Below are 22,608 nucleotides of genomic sequence, written 5' to 3' on the forward strand. Positions count from 1 at the left end.
CGTGATCCTCTGCGGGAAGTTGGGGCCGAGCGACGATCCGCCCTGACGGCGAATCGTCTTTGCCTGCCCTGCTCCGCAGGAGTCCGTTTCCTCTCCGCCCTGAAGGGCGGACTATCCACGGAGGTAACCAGATGAGGGAAGCAGTCATCGTTTCGACGGCACGGACGCCGATCGGGAAGGCGTACCGCGGTGCGTTCAACGACACCCAGGCGCAGGAACTGGCCGCCCATGCCCTCGCGCACGCGGTGCAGCGAGCCGGTCTCGAGGGAGGCGAGGTCGAGGATGTGATCTTCGGCTGCGCCGTGCAACAGGGGTCCTCCGGTGGCAACGTCGCCCGTCAGGCCGCTCTGCGTGCCGGGCTTCCGGACACCGTGGCGGGCATGACGATCGACCGGCAGTGCTCGTCGGGCCTCATGGCGATCGCGACCGCCGCCAAGCAGATCGTCGGCGACGGCATGCAGATCGCGGTCGGCGGCGGTGTCGAGTCGATCTCCTTGGTGCAGAACGACCACATGAACACCCACCGCATGGCGGATCCCTGGCTGGTTGAGCACAAGCCGAGTATCTACATGCCGATGTTGCAGACGGCGGAGATAGTCGCCGAACGCTACGGCGTGAGCCGCGAACGCCAGGACGAGTTCGCTCTGGTGTCACAGCAGCGCACCGCGGCGGCACAAGAGGCCGGGCGGTTCGACCAGGAGATCGTCGCGCTGGGCAGCGTCAAGAAGGTCCTGGACAAGCAGTCCGGGGAGGTGCGGGACGAAGCCGTGACCCTGACTCGGGACGAGGGCAACCGTGCGTCGACCACGCTCGAGGGCCTGGCGGGTTTGGCGCCGGTGATGCCGGATGGTCAGGTGACCGCGCATTCCAGCGTGACGGCGGGCAACTCCTCTCAGTTGTCGGACGGGGCTTCGGCGTCGGTGTTGATGGAGTCGAAGGAAGCCGAGCGCCGAGGACTGGAGCCGCTGGGCGTGTACCGGGGGATGGCCGTGGCCGGTTGTGGGCCGGACGAGATGGGGATCGGTCCGGTGTTCGCCATTCCCAAACTGCTGAAGCAGCACGACCTCACCATCGATGACATTGGTCTATGGGAGCTGAACGAGGCGTTCGCCTCCCAGGCGCTGTACTGCCGTGACGAGTTGAACATCGACCCGGAGCGGTTCAACGTCAATGGTGGCGCGATCTCGGTCGGCCATCCCTACGGAATGACCGGCGCCCGTCTGGTGGGCCACGCCCTGATCGAGGGTAAGCGCCGTGGCGTCCGGTATGTGGTGATCTCGATGTGTGTCGGTGGCGGCATGGGCGCGGCCGGGCTGTTCGAGGTCGCCTGAGGTACGCATCCTGCTGGACCGCGGCGACAGGGGCCGGCCGGTCGCCGCGGCACTGGGTTCACCCTCGAGGACGCGATCCTCCAAGGCGACGATGACATTGCGCGTCAGTTCACTTATGGGTCTCGAGCAAGCCAGCGGAAACACGGTTCCGTCCCACCAGCCCGGTGGGAAGCCGGCCGTGAGAGAAAGGGTGTGGATACTGTGTCGAGCGTGGTGGAAAAGGCCCGGACCGCGGTTCTGGTGGACTTCGGCGGGGTCATCACCTCCAGCGTGTTGCAGGCTTTCACCGACTTCGGCGCCGCGTTGGGCGGCGACCCGCGTCTGCCGCTGGACCTCCTCAGCCGGGACCAGTCCTCACGCTCCCTCCTGGCCGACCACGAGTGCGGCCGCATCGACGCCGAAGCCTTCGAGCGGGGATTCGCCGAGCGTCTGCGTGCCCATGGCGCCGACGTACCGGCTGAGGGGCTCACGGCCCGGATGCAAGCGGGAATGTCGATCGACCAGGACGTGCTCGCGCTGCTCGGTGGGCTTCGCGCTGCCGGGTATCCCGTTGCGCTGGTGTCCAATTCGTTCGGGACCGGAACCTACGAGGGCGTCGACCTCGCCGCTGTGGCCGACGCGGTCGTCATCTCCGCCGAGGTCGGGATCCGCAAGCCGTCCCGGCGGATTTACGCGATCGCATGTGAACGCCTCGGCATCTCTCCCGAGGAGGCAGTCATGATCGACGATCTGCAGCAGAACCTCGACGGAGCTGCGCGGATCGGGATCGGGGGTGTGCTGCACACCGGTGCCGCAGACACCCGCCGCCAACTCGCCGAACGCTTCGGGATCACCGCCTGACCGATGCCGGTCGACCGCCGACCGGTCGCTGGAAACCTGTCACACGCCGGATCGACCGCCGCCCGCGGGCCGAGCGGCGGTGCCGGCGTGCGATGTGCGGGAGCCCTGGCCGCCGCGGGCGTGTCCCCCGGGGGTCGGGTACCTACGTGGGTTCGGCGTTCATCGCTACCGACGAGGCAGACACACCGGACCAGTACAAGCAGATGAGCATGGACCCGACAGCTGCGGACATCGTGCAGCGAGCCCCGTGCTGACCTGGCGAATTTATGACTCTGGCGTCGGATTCAAGTATCGTCTCGAGGATGGATACCACGGCGCCCGAGGAGTATTACAGCGAGACGGCACCGCCGATGGCGCCCTTCTCGACACTTCGCGAGCCGCCGACGACAAAGCGCGGAGCGCGGACACGCGCGGCTTTGGTGAAGGCCGCGCGGAAGGTGTTCGAGCGGGACGGCTACCTCGACGCCCGCCTGGTCGACATCACCAAAGAGGCCCAATGCGCGGCGGGATCCTTCTACACCTACTTCACCAACAAGGAAGAGGTGCTTGCCGCCGTCCTTCTGGAGGCACAGGAGGACATGCTGCACCCCGGCATGGGGCGAGTGGAGGACACGGACGACCCGTATGCGGTACTCGAGGCGAGCAATCGCGCGTATCTCGAGGCCTACAAACGGAACGCAAAGCTGATGGGACTGCTTGAGCAGGTCGCACAAGTGGAGCCGGAGTTCCGCGAGTTCCGCAGCCGGCGCTCGGACACGTTCATCCGCCGCAACGCGCGTGGCATCGCCGAACTGCAGGCGCGCGGTGTCGCAGACCGTGGGGTCGACCCGATGATGGCCTCCCGCGCACTGTCGGGCATGGTCAGCGTCATGGCCTACAACGCCTTCACGCTCGGCGAAGGGCAAGGGGACGGCACGCCGGTGGACTTCGAGGAACTCGTGTCCGCGGTCACCCGGCTCTGGGCGAACGCCCTGCGCTTCCCCGGCCGCCGCTGATCCGGCAGTAGTGCAGGCCCGGGTGGGGCCGGCCGTCGGCGACCGTTCGACGATCCTGGATCCTGGCGCCCGCATCGGCGACGAGGACCAGCTTGCGCGAGCCTTCACGCTCGCCCCCTGACCATTCGTTGCACCTGGTACCCGCCGGGCGCCTTGTCTCCGTCTCCCGTCCCTCGCGGATGTGACGATCGTGCGCAGGCAGATGGGGTGAGTCCACCGGTCAGGGGCGGCGGAGTACCTGGCCGTAGCGGCCGTTGAGGCTCAGGGCGAAGCCGGCGAACTTCAGGAGTTGCTACGACACCGCCGCCGGGCCGAGTCAGAGGCGTGCAGCCGGTGCGCGATGGTTCCCCTCAACGGGCCTCACCGGCGGGCCCCCGTGGCCGATTGGTGGCCGTCTCTCGCGCCGACGAAGGCGTTGACCCGCTTCTGGTCTCCGTAGGACCGAGCTCGTTACCGACTCGTTCGGTGAGCCGACCGCACCTCCGGAGTGGGACGAAAAGGGGGCGGCGGCGTCCGCAAATTCCCTCTCCACAGTGTGGGCGAGCGGCCTTCTCCGCTGGCTGATGCTCACCCCGACGATTGAACTTGACGTCGGATTCAATTATACATATGGGGGGGACCACGGTGACCTCGCCCCGAGGCGCGTGCCCCGCCACCGCACGCCCCGCCACGGAGAGGGTTCGCTGTGAACATTGCAGGAAGGGTCGCCATCGTCACCGGTGGCGGTGGAGGCATCGGCGGTGCGCTGGTCGCACGGCTCGCTCGCGAGGGTGCCCGGGTCGTCGTCGCAGACCTCGACGCGGACACCGCGCGGGCGGTATCGGAGAGAGTCAACGCCGACCATCCGGGAAGCACCGTCAGCGCCGGCGCGGACGCGTCGGACACCACCCAGATCCAGCAGCTGATCGCCCTGGCGGAGAGCGAGTTCGGTCCGGTCGACCTCTACTTCGCGAACGCCGGCATCGCCGGGGAGCCCGGCCTCGACGCGGGCGAGAAGGACTGGGACCTCTCGATCGACGTGAACCTGCGAGCCCACATCCGTGCGGCAACGCTGTTGGTGCCGGGGTGGCTCGAGCGCGGCGAGGGCTACTTCGTCAGCAGCGCCTCGGCGGCCGGGCTGCTCACCCAGATCGGCTCCGCCACGTACGCCGTCACCAAGCACGCGGCCGTCGGCTTCGCCGAATGGCTGAGCGTCACCTATGGCGATCGTGGGGTCCGTGTCAGCTGTCTGTGCCCGATGGGGGTGAACACCAGGATGCTGTCCTCCGGGAAGGACTCCCGGGACCTCCTGGGAAGAGCGGCCACGCAGGCCGTCACGTCCGCGGGTGACGTCCTCGATCCGGCCGAGGTCGCCGACGCCGTCGTCGCCGCCATCGACGACGAGCGCTTCCTGATCCTGCCGCACGAAGAGGTTCTGGCCATGTACCGGCAGAAGGGCTCGGACTACGACCGGTGGCTGCGCGGGATGCGCCGCTACCAGAGCTCCCTGCTGGCGCAGGCATGACCGGCGCCCCGGGTGTACTCGTCCTCGCCGAACATCGCGGGCCCGTGCTGGTGCTCACGTTCAACCGGCCCGCCAAGCTGAACGCCTGGACCGACGAACTCGAAGACCGCTACTTCACGCTGCTCGACACCGCCGAAGACGACCCGGACGTACGTGCCGTCGTGGTCACCGGCGCGGGACGCGGATTCTGCGCCGGCGCCGACCTCCAGCGGCTGCAGGCGGTCGGCGACGTCCTTGAGGCGGACAGGGCGCGGCGCCGGCCGCGCGACATGCCGCTGGCCTCGCGCAAACCGCTGATCGGTGCGGTCAACGGGGTGGCCGCCGGCCTGGGCATGGTGGAGGCGCTCTACTGCGACGTTCGCTTCGGCTCGCCCTCGGCCCGGTTCACCACGGCCTTCGCGCAGCGCGGGCTGATCGCCGAGTACGGGATCTCGTGGCTGTTGCCCCGACTGGTCGGACACAGCCGGGCCACGGACCTGTTGCTGTCGAGTCGCATGGTGGACGCCGCGGAAGCACTCCGCATCGGACTCCTCGACCACCTGGTCCCCACCGGCAGTGTGGTCGATGCCGCTGTCGCCTACGCCGCCGATCTGGCGACGCGCTGCTCCCCGGCCTCCATGGCCACCATCAAGAGCCAACTGCGCAACGACGCGGACGGCACCTACGCCGATTCCGTGACTCGGGCGGAAGGCGCCATGCTCCAGGCCTTCCGCGGGGCCGATTTCGTCGAAGGCGTGGCCAGTCACCTCGACAAGCGCACACCGAATTTCCCCTCTCTCCCCGTCAGGAGTTCAGATGTCCCTGTTTGAGATATCGGACCGCGCCAAGAAGTACCAGGCGGATCTGCTCGAGTTCATGGATTCACACATCTACCCCGCTGAGGCCGTGTACCACGAGCAGATGCGCGCGTCGGGTGACCCTCACTTCCATCCGCCGATCCTCGAGGATCTCAAGGCGGAGGCCCGCAAGCGCGGACTGTGGAACCTCTTCCACCCGCACGCCGAGTGGGGCCCGGGGCTGACCAATCTCGAGTACGCGCCGCTGGCGGAGATCATGGGGCGCAGCCACATCGCCTCCGAGGCGACCAATTGCAACGCCCCCGACACCGGCAACATGGAGGTGCTCACCCTGTTCGGCACCGACGAGCACAAGGAGAAGTACCTCAAGCCCCTGCTCGACGGGACGATGGCCTCGGCCTTCGCGATGACCGAGCCTCGCGTCGCCAGCTCCGACGCCACCAACATCGAGCTGCGGATGGAGCGCGACGGCGACGAGTACGTGCTCAACGGCCGCAAATGGTTCGCATCCAACGCCCTGCACCGCAATTGCAAGGTGCTCATCGTGATGGGGAAGACGGACCCCACCGCTGCCCCGCACCGGCAGCAGTCGATGATGGTCGTCCCGATCGACGCCCCCGGCATCACGGTGATGCGCGGGCTGCCGGTGTTCGGCTACCAGGACCGCGAGGGGCACGCCGAAATCGATTTCGCCGACGTACGGGTGCCGGCCAAGGACGTCCTCAAGGGCGAGGGTGAGGGTTTCGCGATCAGCCAGGCCCGGCTCGGGCCCGGTCGTATCCACCACTGTATGCGGGCGATCGGCGCGGCAGAGCGGGCGCTGGAGCTGATGTGCCGGCGCGCGCAGTCACGGGTGACGTTCGGTGCTCCGGTTGCCGACCGGTCCAACATCCAGGACTGGATCGCGGAAGCGCGTATCGACATCGAGATGATCCGCCTGCTCACGCTCAAGGCCGCGTACCTGATGGACACGGTCGGGAACAAGGAAGCGCGCACCGAGATCGCGGCCATCAAGGTGGCCGCCCCCAACATCGCGTTGAAGATCATCGACCGTGCGATCCAGGTGCACGGGGCAGCAGGAGTGACCGACGACTTCCCGTTGGCGATGATGTACGCGTATCTGCGGACGCTGCGGATAGCGGACGGTCCTGACGAGGTCCACAAGCGGGCCATCGCCCGTCAGGAACTGCGGCAGTACCGCGACGCGGCCACGGCAGCGGTGAGTTGAGATGGCAGGACTCGATCTCACCGGTCGCACCGCGGTCGTCACCGGCGCCTCGCGCGGTATCGGGCTGGCGATCGCCCAAGCCATCGCAGCGTCCGGCGCAAACGTCGTGCTCACCTCCCGCTCCCAGGAGGCAGCGGACGCCGCCGCGGCCCAGATCGGCGGCACAGCGGTCGGCGTCGGTGCCCACGCGGTCGACGAAGAGGCGGCCCGACGCTGTGTGGATCTGACGCTCGAGCGCTTCGGAAGCCTGGACATCCTCGTCAACAACGCGGGGACCAACCCTGCCTTCGGGCCGGTAGTCGACCAGGACCACGGTCGGTTCGCCAAGACCTTCGACGTCAACCTGTGGGCTCCCGTCCTGTGGACGGGTCTGGCCACGCGGGCCTGGATGGGCGAGCACGGCGGGGTGGTCGTCAACACCACGTCGGTCGGAGGTATGGCCTTCGAGGCCAACATCGGGTTGTACAACGCCTCGAAGGCCGCACTGATCCATCTCACGAAACAACTGGCCCTGGAGCTCTCGCCGAAGGTTCGCGTCAACGCGGTGGCACCGGGCGTGGTGCGTACGAAGCTGGCCGAGGCTCTGTGGAAGGAGCACGAGCAGACCGTGTCCGCGTCGACGGCGCTCGGGCGCATAGGGGAGCCTGCCGACATCGCTTCGGCCGTCGCCTTTCTCGTCTCGGACGCCGCGAGTTGGATCACCGGCGACACCATGGTGATCGACGGCGGACAGCTGCTCGGTGACGCCCTCCCGTTCCGGCAAGAAGCCCGCATCGTCGTCTAGCGCGGACGCCGACGGAGTCGACGCCGGGGCGGTGAGCCGCTGGTTCCAGACCCCCGGTGTCGACTTCGCCGGGCCGTCGGCCGTCGGCCGACGGCCTTCGACCGGACCGGGCTCGACCGGTCGAAGGACACCACGGCCCACGGCAGGCCTGCAAGCCCCGGATGCGCGGATGCGCGCGGACCAGTGGGCGGGTTCGGATCGGGCACGTCCCCGGGAGGCCAGGGCGACAATGTCCGAGGCCGACACACTGTGTCCGTCGAGGAACACGACATCGGCCCCGGAAGGCAGCGTGTCCTCGGCGACGATTCGCTCGCTGCCCGACCGTACGGTCGGCGGGCGTCGTTCTCACAGCTCTCCGGCGAGTGAAGGAGATCGCGGCGGCCAGGCCCGGTCAGTAGCGGGTGAACGCTGCGCGGTTGTTCTGCCGTCCAGGACCGCAGGCGGCTTTTCGAACGCGGCCGCCCGTCACGGGTCGGTTTCCCAGAGGCCGGGAGTGTCGCCGGACATGTCGTCCCTCGCCGGCGGGATCGCGGACCGGTACGCAGGCGGGGCGCGAGTCCCCGAGACAAGGCGGATCGATCGGCCGGGCGTCGTCCGGAGTTCTGCGTCAGCCGCGGCGGGCCGTGCTAGGCCATCGTGCTGGCCATCCGCACTTCACGGCGGTGCCACACCTGCGGATACGGCTGGATTCCCTAGGCTCACACAGCGTCAGCACGTCCTTGACGGGCGTGGACGAAGACCCCGCGCGGTGTGGGCAAGCGTGTACGAGGTGATGTCCAGCAGTGGAGAAGCCGGTGATGCAGCTCAGCGAGGGCGATGACGATCCGCTCGGCCTGCACCTTGCCGCCCTGGCGGTGCTCGACGACGGGGGGACCGTGGTCGGATGGAGCCGGCGGGCACAGGACCTGGTCGGCTATCCGGGCCCTGACGTGATCGGACGTGCCGCATTCGATGTTCTGGTCGCTGCCGGCGATCTGGCCGCCGTCAAGGATGCCGCGGGGCGATGCAGGAGAACCGGCGGCTGGTTCGGGGTACTTGCGCTGCGCCACCGCAGCGGGCATCGGGTGGAGTTGGGACTGAGGGTCTCTGCGATTTCACGTGGCCAGGTCCGCGAGTGGTTTCTTGTCGGGGCACCTGCGGCTGGTGTCCTGGAGTGGCAGAGGGACCGCGCGGTTCTCGAGGGGTTGTACCGCCGGTGCCCGATCGGCATGGTCGTTCACAGCCCCGACATGAAGATTCTGCGGGTGAACCGTGCGATCGAACGGTTCACCGGCGTTCCGGCCGCGGACTTTCGCGGCATGCCCACCGGAGTTCTGCTAGTCCCCGACGACGCACGAAAAGCCGCGGACCGTGTGCGCCAGGTCATCCGGACCGGGAAATCGTTGGTCTACTCGGAGCAGTTCGTGCGCCTGGAACAGGACCCGGCGCGAGAGCGTGTCGCATCGGTGTCGTCGTTCGCCATGAAGGATCCCGCCGGCCGGATCCTGGGAGTGGCCGAGATGATCGAAGACATCACCGAACGCCACCGAGCCCAGCAACGGCTCGCGCTCCTCGCCGAAGCCAGCTCCCGTGTCGGAACGGCCCTGGACGTGTGGCAGACCGCCCAGGAACTCGCCGACGTGGTCGTCCCCCACCTCGCCGACAGCGCATCGGTGGACCTGATGCAACGGGTCACCCGTGGTGAGGAGCTGACGCCTGCCCTGGCGGCGCCCGTGGTACGCGTCGCCGCCACCAGCATCGCTGCACAGCGACCCGCCCCGGGCGAGCCGCGGGGCGAGCCGATCGAGCACGAGCCGGACACACCTCAGGGCAGATGCCTGGCCGACGGCCTTCCCGTGCTGGAACCCGTTCTTCTGTCCGACCGGGTGTCCCTCGAGCCGGGCGGGTCCGCCCCGGAACTGGGCGCCCATTCGCTGATCGTGGTGCCGCTGGCGGCGAGGGGCCTGGTACTGGGCGTGATGAGCCTGTGGCGCTCGCGGCGCCCCGATCCGTTCGAAGCCGATGATCTCACCCTGGCGCACGAACTCGCCTCGCGCGCCGCCCTCGCCATCGACAACGCCCGGCGTTTCATCCAGCAGCAGCAGACTGCGTTCACCTTGCAGAGCAGCCTGCTGCCCAGCGCGGTGCCGCAGCAGTCGGCCGTCGAGGTGGCCCCCCGCTATCTGCCCGCCGGCGCGGGCTCGGGCCTGGGCGGTGACTGGTTCGATGTCATTGCCCTGTCCGGAGCGCGGGTCGCCCTCGTCATCGGCGACGTGGTCGGCCGCAGCCTGCACGCCGCCGCCATGATGGGGCGACTGCGTACTGCCGTCCACACCCTGGCCAGCCTCGACCTGGAACCGGACGAAGTGCTCTCTCGCCTGGACGACCTGGTCAACCTGCTGGCGGCCGAGCAGGAGGCAGCCGGCGAACGGCCGGTGGTGCAGCAGGTCGTCAGCGCTACCTGCCTGTACGCCGTCTACGACCCCATCTCCCGCCGATGCTCCGCGGCACGCGCCGGCCATCCACCGCCGGTGGTGACCACCCCGGACGGGCGGGCGAGTCTGCTCGACCTGCCGGCCAGCCCGCCGCTGGGCCTGGGCGGTCTGCCGTTCGAGGCCCGGGAATTCGAACTCGCCGAGGGAAGCCTGCTGACGCTTTACACCAACGGACTGATCGGTGAACGTACCATCGACGTCGACGAGGGCGTGGCACGGCTGTGCGCGGCGCTGACTCGCCCGTCGGACCCCCTGCAGGAAACGTGCGAGGCAGTCGTGAGCGCCCTGGTGCCCACTCGTCCGGCCGACGACGTCGCTCTGGTCATCGCCCGCACCCGCGTGCTGCCGGAGCAGGATGTCGCCTCCTGGCAGCTGTCCCGGGAAGCCGCCACGGCTTCCCGAGCCAGAGCACTCGTCACGGACAAGCTCACCGAATGGGGGCTGGAGCACCTCGCGTTCACCACCGAGTTGATCGCCAGTGAACTGGTCACCAATGCCTACCGTTACGCCGGCGATCCGATGACCCTGCGGCTGATCCGGGAACGCTCTCTGGTCTGCGAGGTCAGCGACGGCAGCCACACCTCACCACACCTGCGCCGGGCCCGCACCACCGACGAAGGAGGACGCGGCCTGTTCCTGGTGGCTCAGATGGCCGAGCGATGGGGTACCCGCTACAGCCGCGATGGCAAGACGGTCTGGACCGAACAGCCACTGCACGGGGACCCAGGGTGACGGTCGTCCGGGAGCTGGGCGTCCGGTCCGACTCTCTGCCGCACGGCATGCGGAGTTCCCCGGATGCGCTGCGGCGAGCGGTGGACGCCGGCGGGAATGAACCGAGCCGATGGACCGCCAAGTAACCAGCTGGCAGCGCACTGTTCGTGTGCGACAGGGCTCTGCACCACCACCCGCACGGGCACCAGGCGGCCCCGCCGCAGCCGACGCCGCGCGAGCGCACCGCCCGCCCTCTGTTGGAGCACAATCTCGGCGGGCTGCAGGCCCTGCGCGTCCGGGTCGCGGCAGGACGGGCCTGAAGAGCGGACGAACAGCGGCACTTGGTACACGGTTTCGGCCGACCGTGCCCCTGTACCAGGGGCTGATCGGGACCGTCCCCGCATACTCCGGGAGCGGGATTCCGCGGTGCCGGAGCTAGTGGGTGAGGGGCCACGAAGTTTCCGGACAGGGACCCAATAGGGTTGTCCTGAACAGGAAATGAGGAAGCAGTGGCGCCACCCAGCAAGTCAGGGCTCCGGCAAAGTTGTTGATCACGCTGTCAGGAGCAGGTTGATGGGGCGGTCGGTGGCGCGTGCGTGATGCCGTAGGGCGGCGGCGATGTTCTGGTGTCCGTCCAAGCGCAGCAGCGTGATCGCGGTGTTGCGCAGGGCCGCCATGACGCGGGGTGCGTTGCCGGTGCGGATCTGGGAGCGGTCTTCGTCGAAGGTGACGTCGCGGACCCAGTGCAGGCGGTTCTCGATCTCCCAGTGCGACTGCGTCCATGCTGCCAGGACGGCGGGCGGCGCGGTGCGGGCGTCCGCGCTGGTGATCAGGTAGACGATCTCGATGGTCCGTCGGCCCTTGCGGGTGACGGTGCGCCGCAGTTGGGCGACCTGCCCGGCCCCGGCGAACCCGACCCATGCCGGCACGTCGACGGCCTTGATCGTGCGAGTGGCGCGGCGCCCATGTCCTCGGTCCGTCCTGGTGACAGCGGGGATCGAAGCCCAGGGGAGCGCCTTGAGCTGTGCGTACAGCGACTTCTGATTCGCCTTCACGGTCAGGACGTAGTCTCCCCCGGCCCTGGTCACCAGGGTCGCGGTGTCGTGCTGAGTGTGCAGTGCGTCCATCGTGACGACCACGCCGTCCAGATCGAGGAGTTGAAGCAGTTGTCGGGCGGCGGGGATCTCGTTGCTCTTCTCGCTCACCGCGACCTGGCCGAGCACCGCCCCGGACCCGTGCGCGAGGGCGGCGACCAGGTGCGGGGCCGCGGAGCCGCCGCCGCGTGCTCCTCGGACCGTCTTGCCGTCGATGGCGATCACCCTGCGGCCCGCGACACGTGCGGTCCTGGTCAGGGCCCAGGCTCCCAGCACCGCATCGAGACGGTCCGCGTCGAGGCGGGCGAACAGGCGCCGCAGCGTTGATTCGTCCACCCCGCCCCGCTCCAGGCCCAGCCGTTGCAGCGCGGCACTTCCCGCGTCCCGGGCCCACTCCCCGATCGCGGTGAACCCCCGGGCTCCGGCCACCACCGCGCACACCGCCACCGCGATCAGAGCACCCACCGGGTGCCGGACACCGCGCCGACGGCGCGGATCAGGTATCCCGGCAAGCAGCTGGACGAGGACCTCATGATCCGGGGCAGGCGTGCGAACAGGCGCAGGGATGAGGGACGATGGCATGGCGCGGGCGTGATCCCCTGGTCGGACGGTAAGGCGTAGGAACCTCCATCCAACCGGACTGGACCACGCCCGCGCACCTCTTCCACCCGCAAAATCCCACGTCACAGGGCTACAGAACAACTTTGCCGGGGCCCTGCCCAGCAAGTACTCACCGGAGTTCCGCGAGGAAGCCGTCCAGATCGCGTTGAGGTCGAGCAAGACGATCTCCGAAGTCGCCCGGGAGCTTGAGCTGAACCCGGAGACGCTACGCGGCTGGGTCAAGAAGCACCAGAAGCAGCAGGAACCGGCCCCCGACTCGGAACTGACAGTGAACGAGCGGGCGCGCCTGAAGGAACTCGAACGACGCAACCGCGAGCTGGAGATGGAAGTTACCTTCCTGAAAAAAGCCGCAGCGTACTTCGCGAAGGATCCCCGGTAGCAAGCAAGTACGAGTTCATCGACGAGATGCGGCTCGACACCGAGGAGTACGCATACAGCGTCGAGTTCATGTGCGGCCGACTCGGCGTATCCAGATCCGGCTACTACGACTGGCGAGCCCGCCCGGAAACCGCGACCGGCCAACGGCGCGACGAACTGAAGCTGCTCATCGAGAAAGCCTTCGATATGTCCGACAGCACCTACGGACATCGGCGCATCCAGGCCCAGCTGCACCGCTGGGGCGTCACCGCCGGCCTGGAACTGGTCCGCCGGCTCATGCGCGAGCTGGGCCTTGAGCCCTGCCAGCCGCGGCCGAAGAGGTTCAGCCTCACCCGGGCCGCGGCCGGTCAGGTGCCGGACCTCGTCGGCCGCAACTTCACCGCTGACGCGCCCGGCGAAAAGCTCGTCGGCGACATTACCTACATCGCGACTGGGGAAGGCTGCCTGTACCTCGCAACGGTCATCGACTGCTGCACGAAGGAAGTCATCGGTTACGCGATGGACGACCACTACCAAACCCCACTGATATCCAGGGCGATCCGCAACGCGGCACGGAACAGGAACCTCTCGGCCGGCGCAATATTTCACTCCGACCGCGGAAGTAACTACATGTCAGCCGAGTTCGGGAAGACGCTCGACCGGTTCGGGCTCCGCAGATCTTCCGGCCGCACCGGGATCTGTTTCGACAACGCCATGGCCGAATCATTCTTCGGCGCACTGAAGAACGAGCGTGTATCAAGGGTGACTTACCTGACCCGCGAGGCCGCCCGGCAGGACATCACTCGCTACATCGAATTCTGGTACAATCGCAAGCGCCTCCACTCGACGGTGGGTTACCGCCCTCCACGCGAAGTCCACGCCGAGTACGAGAAGTTGCGAATCGCCGCGTGAAATAGACGGTCAGATACCTGTCCGGAAAACGCGAGGCCCCTCAGATTTCGTAGTCCTGTCGCCGACGGAGCAACGGGCCGAACAGGCCAGTGAATTGGCGGCACGAGTGCTGGAACGGCTCGGGATGCGATTGCACCCCGAGAAGACCGGCGTCGTCTGCCTCACCCGAGGCGGGCAGGGCTTCGATTTCCTCGGCTTCCACCACCGGAAGATGGAATCGTGGAAATGGCGGGGCAGGTACTACTTGCAACGCTGGCCCTCGGCCAGAGCGATGCGGGCGCTGCGGGACAAAGTCCGCGCGGCGACCACTCGTTCGAGGACTGAGCGGCCGGTATCCGCCGCGGTAGCCGACCTCAACCCGGTCCTGCGGGGCTGGGCTGCGTACTTCCGCAACGGGAACTCCGGACGGAAGTTCAACGTGGTCGACGGCTACGTCCATGAACGGCTGGCGATTTTCGCCGGCGCGAAACACAGACTAGCGGGCAGGAACTGGACCACTCGATTTACTTATGGGTGGATCACCCGGCTCGGTGTCTACCGTCTTACCGGAAACGTGCACAGGGCGACGGCGCATGCCAGCCGGTGAACGATGTCGGAAAGCCGTGTGCGGGAGAACTGCATGCACGGTTTGAAGCGGCGGGGACTGGAAACGGAGCATCAGCCACCGCGCCAGTCCGCGACCCTACCCAGTGCCTGTTCCAGATCCCTGACGGAGGCAGTGCCGCGAGCTGTCGCGAGGCCGCACTATAGGCGGATGATGATGAGGGCGATGTCGTCAGGGGCGCCGCCAGCGAGGTTGAGGCTGGCCAGCAGCGTGTCGGCCAGCTGGTCGGGGGCGAGGGTGCTGTTCTGCGCCAGGGCTTTGGTCAGACGTGCCAGGCCGGCGTCGATGTCCTCGTCGCGGCGCTCGATGAGACCGTCGGTGTACAGCACGAGAGTGTCCCCTCGGGTGTAGGGCAGGCCGGCCTGGGGGCGGGGGACGTGGTAAGGGCGGGCGCCGAGCGGCGGATCGGTGGCCTGGTCCAGCAGTTCGCAGGTCCCGTCGGGGTGGAGCAGGACGGGGGGTGGGTGCCCCGCGTTGCTGTAGATGATCAGTCTGCTGCGGGTGTCGATGAGTACCTTGACCGCGGTTGCGGCCGTCGCGCCTTCGACGGAGCGGGCGTACAGACCGAGGACTTCCAGGGCCTGGGCGGGGCTGGGGATGGCTCGGATGGCTGCGCTCAGGGCGCTGCGGAGCATACCCATGACGGCCGCGGCCTGCAGGCCGTGGCCGACGACGTCACCGACCGCCGCGGCGTAGCGGTCGGGTGGCAGGTCGACGACGTCGTACCAGTCGCCGCATACGTTGAGTGTTTTCGTCGCGGGCAGGTACCGGACGGCGATGTTGTCGAGGTGCTGGATCAGGTCGGGGGCCTGGAGCATGGCTTCCTGCAGGGCGATGGCTATCTGGCGTTCGCGGGCGTGGGCCTGGCGCAGTTCCTGGTTCAGCCGGTGCAGCTCGCGGGCCCGCACGTAGAGCTCGGCTGCCATGCCCTTTTCCCGGTCGGTGAACTCCTCAGTGAGTTCGCGCACCCGGCGTGAGCGGACGAAGGCGGTGACGTCCTCGGCTCGTTGGACGATCCACTTCACTGCGCCGTCCTGCCCGGGAAGCGGGGTGTGGATCTCCGACCACCATCGCTCCTCGAACCTGCCCGGCAGGTTGGGGGCGGGGATGTCGTAGCGCTGCAGCACCAGGGTGTCCGGTTTCCCGGTGTCCAGAACCCGGCGCAGTGACGTCTTCAGGTTGTGCCCAGAATGTTCGTCGGGGGCGTCGGGGTTTTCCGGCAGGGCGTCGAAGAAGTACTTCCCGATCAGGTCGTCTCTGGTCCGCCCGGTGGTCTGAAGGTATGCCAGGTTGATGTAGCGGATCACCAGGTCCGTGTCCAGTACCAGGTACGGGCTTGGTGTGACCTCGAAGAACGCCGTGAAATCGATGTCCGCTGTCATCACGCGCTCCGTGGCTCGCGAGCACGACCGCCTGTACCTCCAATCTACGAGCAATTTGGCGTCCGGCCCACCAGAGGGCAGATCAAGACGTCAGTGCAGGGCCACAGCGTGGGCTGTATCCGCGCAGGTCAAGCGGCGGCCCGCTGGCCCTACCCAAGCTGGGATCCCGGTACTGACCGCCGGGTGAGTCGTCTGGCCATCAGGGTGATCGCGGCCCTGGTGATGTGAGCTTCCGAGTGCTGGAGCAGTCGTTCGTAGTCTCTGACGTTGCAGCGGGCGCGCATGATCCACGACAGGGACCGTTCCACGATCCAGCGGCGAGGCAGCACGATGAAGCCAGGGTGGCCGGGAGGCCGGGAGACGGTCTTGATCGTCAGCTTCAGGGTCTTCTTCGCCCACTCGATCAGCTGGCCGGCGTCTGCGGAGTCGGCCCAGACCACGGTGATCTCCGGGTACATGAGCCGGAGGCGGAAAGGGACCTTCTTGGCGGCGTCGCGGTCGGTCAGGTCGGCGGCTGGACCATGACCAGCAGAGGTAATCCGCGGGTGTCGACCACGAGGTGGCGCTTGTGGCCGTTGATCTCCCTCGCCGGGGCGTAGCCGCGGCTTTCGCGGCCGACGGTCTCGGCGGCTTTCACCGACTGAGAGCCGATGACCACAGCCACGGCCTGCGGCGTCTTGCCCACTGTAGTGCGGATCTTGCGACGGAGCTGGCTGCGCAGGACGGCGACGACTCCGGCCGTCGCCCAGCGCGCGAAGAACTTGTCGACCGTGGACCAGGGCGGAAAGTCGCGCGGGAGGGCCCTCCAGTTGCAGTCGGTGTCCACCACGTAGCGGATCGCATCCACGATCTCCCGTCGTGGGTGGGTTTCCGGCCTGCCTCCCTTCTTGGTCTCACAGGCCGGGACCGGTAGCAGTGGCTCGATCAGCGCCGACCCAGCAGCGGTGGTGTCCGAGGGGTAGCGGCGTCGGCACATACGCGCTCGGCCGGAGCCCCCGGCTCGCGGCGAACAACTCCAGGTGACGAACAGACTCTCAGGCCACCGACCCGGGAGCTTGTGCTGGAGCGGGTGACGAGAATCGAACTCGGTGGACACGCTCGGCCTGCCCGTGATGATCACGGTGACGCCCACCGACATCCAGGACCGCGATGTCGCCCACGATGTGTTCTGGCGCCCCGGTCTCACTCAGCCGCACATCACGCAGGTCTGGGCCGGCCCAGTTTCGACCACGGCTGAGCTCGGCCGTGGGCTCGCACGGAACTACACGTCGCTGGGAACCTGAGCGCCTTTCCCCGGCACCTTTGCCGGGCACGTGACCCCCTGCGCACCTCTCACTCTTGAACGCGTTCAATTTTGCGTTGGGCTCGCCGGACATGCCCAAGGGGGAGCTCGATGCAGATAGTGATACCCGGAGGAACTGGGCAGGTGGGCGCGATCTTGAACCGCGCGCTGACCGTCGCAGGCCATGAAGTCGTGGTTTTGACGAGACGACCGGTGCGCGACCGCGAAGTCGGCTGGGACGGAGCGACTCTGGGCCCCTGGGTCGAGGTGATCGACGGTAGTGACGTCGTGATCAATCTGGCCGGACGCAGCGTCAGTTGCCGGTACAGCGCGGCCAACCTGCAGGCCATGATGGATTCACGCGTGCACTCCGCCCGAGTGGTGGGCCAAGCGATCGCAGCCGCCGCGCGGCCTCCACGAATCTGGCTGCAGATGAGCACTGCAACCGTCTACGCACACCGCTTCGATGCACCCCACGACGAGGCGACCGGTGTGCTCGGCGGCACTGAACCCGGCGTCCCGGGCTATTGGGCCTACAGCGTCGAGATCGCCAAAGCCTGGGAACTGGCGCAAGAGCGAGCCGAAACCTCGTACACCCGCAAGGTCGCCCTGCGTTCTGCCATGGTGATGAGCCCCCATCGCGGCGGCGTTTTCGATGTGTTGCTGCGGCTGGCGCGGCCTGGCCTCGGCGGTCCGGTCGCGGGCGGTGCGCAGTACGTGTCCTGGATCCACGACCGCGACTTTGTCCGCGCAGTCGAATTCCTGGTCGCCCGGGAGGACCTCGCCGGGCCGGTGAACCTCGCCGCACCCCTTCCCTTGCCGCAGCGCGCGTTCATGCGCGCGCTGCGCGCCTCGTGGGGTGTTCCCGTTGGCCTGCCCGCAACGAAATGGATGGCGGAAATCGGTGCGTTCGCCCTGCGCTCGGACACCGAGCTGCTGTTGAAGAGCCGCCGCGTCGTCCCCGGCCGCCTGCTCGCAGCGGGCTTCGACTTCGACCATGCCCAGTGGCCCGAGGCCGCCCAAGACTTGGTGCGCCGCGTGCGCTGCAGACCCTGACATCACCAGCGAGTCTTTGGCCGGCCTCCAGAACAAACTCACCCTCCGCTACTACGAGACCGCGCTGCTTGCTGCCACCAACACATGGATGTGCCCGGCACCTACAGGTCATTTCATGTGGTGAGGCTCAGTAGCCAGGCCAGGGTGGAAGCGATGCTGGAGCTGCGGGACGCGGTTCGGCATTCCCCTGGCGGCTGCCCTGGGCGACCAACTCCGTTGTGTGGTCCTCGGTAAATTCGGCCTCCGGCAAGGACCAGCCCTGCACAAGGGCTTGGACGCGCCGGAACGTATTGCCGCAGACGCCCAACGGATTACCTCCCCAGCCCTGTTCCACATCCAGTGGCAGGACGAGGTCTTCCCCAGGGACGGCCAATTGGGCCTCTTCGACACCCTGGGATCGCGGGACAAACAACTGGTCGGCTACACCGGTACCCACACCGAGACCAAGCCCAGCGCCATCACCCTCTGGCGCGACTTCATCTGCCAGCACCTCTGCCGTTCTCACTTGACGAGGCGGCGATAACAGATGAGGGCGCAGACGATGCTGATGATGGCCATGAAGTTGAAGCTTCCCCGTGACCTTGGATACTCGATGCTTACGCCGCGAGGGCGTGTTCTTGTTCGAGGCGCTGTCCGGTCTCCAGTGGGGTGAGGTAGCCCCAGATTGGATGTCGGCGTAGGCGCCGTCGGTTGTAGAAGGTCTCGACGAAAGCGAAGATACCCGCGCGGGCGCCGGCCCGGTCGGGCCAGCGGCCGGTTCTGATCTCCTCCTTCAGCAGTGCGGAGAACGACTCGGCGGCGTTGTCGAAGCATGAGCCGGTGCGGCCCATGCTCTGGCCCAGTCCCAACCGGCTTATTTCGCACCGGAGTTCGTCGGAGGCGTATTCACTGCCGCGGCCCGAATGCACAAGGCCAACCGTTGGGGGCGGGAGCGCTACGACGGGCAGGACAGCCGTCCTCGTGCCACGGGAATCCGGGCCATCTGCCCCTGTGGCTGGAAGGGCCCGCGCCGACAGGCCGACTTCAGTGATCCCGACGAGGCATCCAAAGCCCCGTACCGGGACTGGGCCCATCACGCGGAGGTAGCGCTCGCCGCCTCCCTGCCAGAGGAACTCGACCGCGACCTCGACCGCCTGGACGTGCGGCTCCAGCACCTCATCGGATCCGGCTGGTACCGCACGACTGATCACGACGGACCGACAGTCACCGTTGGGGATTGGACGGTTGAGCTGGGCGAGATCCGCCCGCTGGCCGCCCTGGCCGTGATCAAGAAGCTGCGCGAGCTTGCGGACCGGCTGGAAGTGAAGGCGGTTCCCCATGCCGGGGAGCTGCCTTCTGGCGGTCGGCGCGCTGGTCTCTGCGTTCGGGAATGGTGTGGGTGATCTGCTTGCGTCGCAGGTAACGCCGATTGCGGCGTGGACCATACGCACGCCACCGAGGCCCTGACCCACATCGGGGGGATCAGCGACGCCTTCCCGGACCGGCGAACTCAGTAGGTTCTTTTGGTCCCTGGCAGTGATGTGGGTACGGCTGGTCACCGGCGCTGCGGTGACGAGCAGGCCGTACTTCGTGGACTGCCAAAAGGAGAGGGGCTCTCGGTTGCGTTCGGCGATGCCGAGGACGGCACCGTTTGAGGCGGCCTCGATGCCGGTGGTGCTGCCGTCGAGGTCCGCGCCGAGGGCGAGGCTCCACCTCATGGCGTGGTCACGGGCGCACCTCATCCCGAGTAGACCCCAAAGGGTTCGCTTGACGAACCGCGACTGCCTGGGTCACCCAAGGCGAGCTGGGCTGTGGGCAGCTTTGTCACGGCTGCCGAGTGTCAGGTACTGCGGCACTCGGCGAACGAACCGGGGTGCTGGGCCGGCTGCTCCTTCGACCATGTCCGGAGGTCAGCGGCCCTGCGCGGCGACGGCGCTCGTGTACGTCTCCCGCGTCAGGTCCTCGGGCCCGATGCCCAACTCGTCGAGAAGGGCACGGATGTCGTCGAGTGCGGATGTCACGTCGGCCTCGTCGACGATCGTCTCGACCTCGAGGAACATCCCATCGATCTCGGGGACACGGACGAGCGTGGCGAATATGTGCCGGCCGTAGGCCTCGAAGTCGTAGTTACGGCACCGCTTCTCGAAGGCGATCGCCGGGATGTAGCCGAGGCCCTGCAGGATGGAGTGTGCCTCCTGGGAATCCTCGACCCTGGTTTCGTGCTCAGGCTTCGAGCCGGAAGATGCGTCGACCGTGGTGTCCTTGAAGGTCAGCACGGTTCGCAGACCGTTCGGGCCGTGGACGGTCCGCACCCGCAGTTCCTGGTCCCGTCTCTCCAGGCTGCCCGCCAGGTCGTCGTAGTAGGTGTCCTGGTACACCTCGACGCGGGCCTCGGCGCGCTCGTCGAGCTGCCGCATGACCGCCTCGGGTGAATGAACGCGTGCCTTCAACTCTGCCTCGATCACCAGGTTCCCCTCTCGGTTCGGACTGGGAGCCGCGAGGCATCCGCGGACGCCACATCCCGCGGGAGCCCTGGTACAGGGGGCGGGGCCGTGCGGTGTCGTCACGGTGAGGGCGCTGGGGCCGGCATTCTCCACGAAGCTTCTCTATTTCCTCGACTTGGCGATGGGAGCTCCCGCTGCTCCTCGTGCGCTGATCCTGGACCAGCGAGTCGCCCGGGTCACTCGTGCCCAGGCCGGCCCGCCGGGGTGGACGTCGGACTCACGCCCGCGGCAGGGGCGGCGGCTTGCACCTTGTTCGAGGGCGTCTGGGATCCAGCGACCCGACTGCTTTGGGGCAGCCTTTCTGCCGCACGAGGCACCGAGGGCCGCGAGCCCCAAGAGGCCCGTTGTTTGACGGCACACCACCGGAACGGCCGGCACCGGGCCCGGATTTGGCCAGACCGGGTCTGGGCCAGGCGGGGCCCGGGGGACCTCCCCCCGGAATCCCCGGGCTCCGCCTGGCGGCCCGCGGCCGCTCCGTACCACGGTCCGTCCGGTGTGGTACGGCCTTATCCTCGCCGCCCACGACTCTGCAGGTCATTGATCGCCAGCGCAGGAACTGTTGATGATCCGCGCACGGCACACGGGGGTGTTCGGGGTCGAACTCGGCATTCGTGGCGTGCCGACTGCCGAGCGCTTCGATTGCCGGCGCGCTGCTGGGCGGGTTCGTGCGCGGAGTGGCCGACCAGATGTCAGTCCCCGGCGACACAGGGCGGAGAGAGGCGTTGAACGCCGCGGCCATCGGACTCGGCACGGCTGTCCTTGACGCATAACGCGCTTCCCCAGGCCGCTTACGGTGCAAGACAATGCAGGTGGGGTGGAAGCAGCGCCTCGCCGTCTGTCCAGGGCGGCTGCCAAGACGGGGTGGGACTAATGGTGGGACGAATAGGGTGATGACGCTTTGCAGCCGGGACCTGCCGGCAGCCGAGCGGTTCAGCTGGTTCTGCGAGCTGGTGGCCCGCGACATGGCACCGCATGACATTGTCACCGAGCACGTATCGGACTTTCCAGCCTCGGCGACGCTCTTGTCGCTGGGCGAAGGGATCGGTGTCTCCAGCGTCGCGTTCCCTGCTATGCAGTCAATACGTTCGCGACGCCTCATCCAGCGTTCCGACCCCGAACTGTGGGTACTGGCCCTGGTCGTCAAAGGGACCATGCAGAGGGAGCAGGGCCGCAACCATGTAAACCCGCGCCCGGGTGACCTGGTGCTCTACGACACCTCTCAGCCGTACTGGGCATCGATCGCCACCGACGACCTGGCCCAGTCCGTCGTCCTGCACCTGCCCCGGCGCACGGTACCCGTTCCGGAGCAGGCGCTGCGTCGGATGGTGGCAACTGCGCTGCCGTCCCGGACGGGCATCGGCGCCCTGCTGAGCCAGTTGCTCGGTGGACTCGTCGAACAGGGGCCGAAGCTGGAGGCCGGTCAGACCCACCGGCTGGCATCTGCCGTGGTCGACCTGACCACCGCGTTTTTGGCGAGTCTGAGCGACGCTGACGGACCGCAGACCAAAGCGGCACGGCGGGTGGCACAACTACACCAGATCAAGTCCTTCATCCGGGCCCGGCTCGGCGAGCCGGAGCTCACCCCCACGGCCGTCGCCGCGGCCCACCACATCTCGCTGCGCGCCTTGCACTACCTCTTCCGGGAGAACGGCAGGACGGTCGGCGAATTCATCCGCGAGCAACGGCTGGAGCGCAGCCGGGCCGACCTCACCGACCCGAGTCTGGCCGGCCGGAGCGTCGCCGAGATCGCGATCCGCGCCGGTTTCTCCGATGCCACCGCCTTCAGCCGGACCTTCAAGACACGCTACGGAATGCCCCCAGGCGAATACCGCCGAAGCCACAGAGAACCGCAGTCGTGAAACTCCGCCGGGCGGCCTGAACCAAGTCCCTACTTTCCGCCTTGGGCGGTTTGGCCCCGGGGGAGAGCCCGCGCCTGCCGAGTGCCGCGCCGAGAGTCGTACCTGAGGGCTGTCGCACGGAACCCGGCCGTGCGCCGTAGCGTCCGACCCACGCACCGCAAGGGACCCGACTCTCAGTACGCGCCGAGCTCGTGGACCGCCCCTGCTGGACAACTGCACTGGTGGGCCGGGTGCCGCCGTTCCTAGACTTGGAGCGGAAGCCCGGCCTCTGGCGGTGTGCCCGGTGCGGGAAGG

18 protein-coding genes and 2 pseudogenes are annotated in these 22,608 nt (G+C 67.8%); 15 read left to right on the forward strand and 5 right to left on the reverse strand.

The features are described 5' to 3' along the window. Positions 1–131 precede the first annotated feature (131 nt). The 9 genes from OG390_RS48900 (at position 132) to OG390_RS48940 (ending at position 10,984) form a co-directional block, all read left to right on the forward strand. Positions 132–1,331 (forward strand): acetyl-CoA C-acyltransferase, encoded by a 1,200-nt coding sequence (locus OG390_RS48900; protein ID WP_406177163.1) that lies wholly within the window; start codon positions 132–134, stop codon positions 1,329–1,331. A gap of 210 nt (positions 1,332–1,541) precedes the next feature. Beyond that, complete coding sequence (locus tag OG390_RS48905; protein WP_406177165.1) at positions 1,542–2,171, forward strand: HAD family hydrolase; 630 nt, start codon at positions 1,542–1,544, stop codon at positions 2,169–2,171. A 302-nt stretch (positions 2,172–2,473) separates the two neighbouring features. After that, positions 2,474–3,166, forward strand: coding sequence for a TetR/AcrR family transcriptional regulator (locus tag OG390_RS48910; protein ID WP_406177167.1), 693 nt, complete (start codon positions 2,474–2,476; stop codon positions 3,164–3,166). Positions 3,167–3,851: 685 nt separating this feature from the next. Continuing rightward, positions 3,852–4,670: an SDR family oxidoreductase gene (locus OG390_RS48915; protein ID WP_406177169.1), complete on the forward strand. Its 819-nt coding sequence runs from the start codon at positions 3,852–3,854 to the stop codon at positions 4,668–4,670. Then, on the forward strand, positions 4,667–5,479 hold the full coding sequence (locus OG390_RS48920) for an enoyl-CoA hydratase-related protein (protein WP_406177171.1): 813 nt from the start codon (positions 4,667–4,669) through the stop codon (positions 5,477–5,479). The genes OG390_RS48915 and OG390_RS48920 overlap by 4 nt, the downstream gene beginning before the upstream one ends. Then, a complete protein-coding gene (locus OG390_RS48925; protein ID WP_406177174.1) occupies positions 5,466–6,695 on the forward strand; it encodes an acyl-CoA dehydrogenase family protein in 1,230 nt (409 codons plus the stop codon). The genes OG390_RS48920 and OG390_RS48925 overlap by 14 nt, the downstream gene beginning before the upstream one ends. A gap of 1 nt (position 6,696) precedes the next feature. Beyond that, positions 6,697–7,479 (forward strand): SDR family oxidoreductase, encoded by a 783-nt coding sequence (locus OG390_RS48930; protein WP_406177176.1) that lies wholly within the window; start codon positions 6,697–6,699, stop codon positions 7,477–7,479. A 797-nt stretch (positions 7,480–8,276) separates the two neighbouring features. After that, entirely contained in the window at positions 8,277–10,685 is a 2,409-nt protein-coding gene (locus tag OG390_RS48935) for a SpoIIE family protein phosphatase (RefSeq protein ID WP_406178322.1), read from the forward strand. Between the two features lie 146 nt (positions 10,686–10,831). Then, on the forward strand, positions 10,832–10,984 hold the full coding sequence (locus tag OG390_RS48940; RefSeq protein ID WP_406177178.1) for a hypothetical protein: 153 nt from the start codon (positions 10,832–10,834) through the stop codon (positions 10,982–10,984). A 231-nt stretch (positions 10,985–11,215) separates the two neighbouring features. On the opposite strand, the gene OG390_RS48945 is transcribed toward OG390_RS48940, so the two are convergent. Continuing rightward, on the reverse strand, positions 11,216–12,340 hold the full coding sequence (locus OG390_RS48945) for an ISAs1 family transposase (protein ID WP_406177180.1): 1,125 nt from the start codon (positions 12,338–12,340) through the stop codon (positions 11,216–11,218). 133 nt (positions 12,341–12,473) lie between these two features. On the opposite strand from OG390_RS48945, the gene OG390_RS48950 reads away from it, so the two are divergent. Both OG390_RS48950 and OG390_RS48955 read left to right on the forward strand, forming a co-directional pair. Continuing rightward, positions 12,474–13,648 (forward strand): IS3 family transposase gene (locus tag OG390_RS48950; protein WP_406178323.1). Its coding sequence is split into 2 segments (ribosomal slippage): positions 12,474–12,732 and positions 12,732–13,648, totalling 1,176 coding nucleotides; the frame shifts between segments, so codons are not numbered across the junction. 106 nt (positions 13,649–13,754) lie between these two features. Next, entirely contained in the window at positions 13,755–14,234 is a 480-nt protein-coding gene (locus tag OG390_RS48955; RefSeq protein ID WP_406177182.1) for a group II intron maturase-specific domain-containing protein, read from the forward strand. A 158-nt stretch (positions 14,235–14,392) separates the two neighbouring features. Here OG390_RS48955 and OG390_RS48960 read toward each other — a convergent pair whose 3' ends face one another. Continuing rightward, the gene (locus OG390_RS48960; protein ID WP_406177184.1) at positions 14,393–15,634 is read right to left on the reverse strand and encodes a PP2C family protein-serine/threonine phosphatase; all 1,242 of its coding nucleotides are present in this window, start codon (positions 15,632–15,634) and stop codon (positions 14,393–14,395) included. A 164-nt stretch (positions 15,635–15,798) separates the two neighbouring features. Further along, positions 15,799–16,610: pseudogene (locus OG390_RS48965) on the reverse strand (IS5 family transposase); the annotation flags it as partial. A gap of 112 nt (positions 16,611–16,722) precedes the next feature. Here OG390_RS48965 and OG390_RS48970 point away from each other — a divergent pair. Together OG390_RS48970 and OG390_RS48975 are read left to right on the forward strand one after the other, a co-directional pair. Beyond that, positions 16,723–16,917: a hypothetical protein gene (locus OG390_RS48970; RefSeq protein ID WP_406177186.1), complete on the forward strand. Its 195-nt coding sequence runs from the start codon at positions 16,723–16,725 to the stop codon at positions 16,915–16,917. Between the two features lie 110 nt (positions 16,918–17,027). Next, positions 17,028–17,972: a DUF1731 domain-containing protein gene (locus OG390_RS48975; RefSeq protein ID WP_406177188.1), complete on the forward strand. Its 945-nt coding sequence runs from the start codon at positions 17,028–17,030 to the stop codon at positions 17,970–17,972. Between the two features lie 1,308 nt (positions 17,973–19,280). On the opposite strand, the pseudogene OG390_RS48980 reads toward OG390_RS48975, so the two are convergent. Together OG390_RS48980 and cyaB are read right to left on the reverse strand one after the other, a co-directional pair. Then, positions 19,281–19,403 (reverse strand): annotated as a pseudogene (locus OG390_RS48980) (IS5/IS1182 family transposase); the annotation flags it as partial. Between the two features lie 458 nt (positions 19,404–19,861). Then, entirely contained in the window at positions 19,862–20,416 is a 555-nt protein-coding gene (gene cyaB / locus OG390_RS48985; RefSeq protein WP_406177190.1) for a class IV adenylate cyclase, read from the reverse strand. Between the two features lie 103 nt (positions 20,417–20,519). On the opposite strand from cyaB, the gene OG390_RS48990 reads away from it, so the two are divergent. Then, complete coding sequence (locus OG390_RS48990; protein WP_406177192.1) at positions 20,520–20,807, forward strand: hypothetical protein; 288 nt, start codon at positions 20,520–20,522, stop codon at positions 20,805–20,807. A 538-nt stretch (positions 20,808–21,345) separates the two neighbouring features. Further along, positions 21,346–22,314, forward strand: coding sequence for a helix-turn-helix domain-containing protein (locus OG390_RS48995; protein WP_406177194.1), 969 nt, complete (start codon positions 21,346–21,348; stop codon positions 22,312–22,314). Positions 22,315–22,608 lie beyond the last annotated feature (294 nt).

It is taken from the genome of Streptomyces sp. NBC_00996, assembly GCF_045162675.1.
In the GTDB taxonomy this organism is placed as follows: domain Bacteria; phylum Actinomycetota; class Actinomycetes; order Streptomycetales; family Streptomycetaceae; genus Streptomyces.

What these genes read in the sequence shown, in the direction of transcription:
- OG390_RS48920 (WP_406177171.1), top strand. Translation starts at nt 4,667, where the DNA reads ATGACCGGCGCCCCGGGTGTACTCGTCCTCGCCGAACATCGCGGGCCC.
- OG390_RS48960 (WP_406177184.1), bottom strand. Translation starts at nt 15,634, where the DNA reads ATGACAGCGGACATCGATTTCACGGCGTTCTTCGAGGTCACACCAAGC.
- OG390_RS48975 (WP_406177188.1), top strand. Translation starts at nt 17,028, where the DNA reads ATGCAGATAGTGATACCCGGAGGAACTGGGCAGGTGGGCGCGATCTTG.
- OG390_RS48930 (WP_406177176.1), top strand. Translation starts at nt 6,697, where the DNA reads ATGGCAGGACTCGATCTCACCGGTCGCACCGCGGTCGTCACCGGCGCC.
- OG390_RS48925 (WP_406177174.1), top strand. Translation starts at nt 5,466, where the DNA reads ATGTCCCTGTTTGAGATATCGGACCGCGCCAAGAAGTACCAGGCGGAT.
- OG390_RS48910 (WP_406177167.1), top strand. Translation starts at nt 2,474, where the DNA reads ATGGATACCACGGCGCCCGAGGAGTATTACAGCGAGACGGCACCGCCG.
- OG390_RS48995 (WP_406177194.1), top strand. Translation starts at nt 21,346, where the DNA reads ATGACGCTTTGCAGCCGGGACCTGCCGGCAGCCGAGCGGTTCAGCTGG.
- OG390_RS48900 (WP_406177163.1), top strand. Translation starts at nt 132, where the DNA reads ATGAGGGAAGCAGTCATCGTTTCGACGGCACGGACGCCGATCGGGAAG.
- OG390_RS48935 (WP_406178322.1), top strand. Translation starts at nt 8,277, where the DNA reads ATGCAGCTCAGCGAGGGCGATGACGATCCGCTCGGCCTGCACCTTGCC.
- OG390_RS48945 (WP_406177180.1), bottom strand. Translation starts at nt 12,340, where the DNA reads ATGCCATCGTCCCTCATCCCTGCGCCTGTTCGCACGCCTGCCCCGGAT.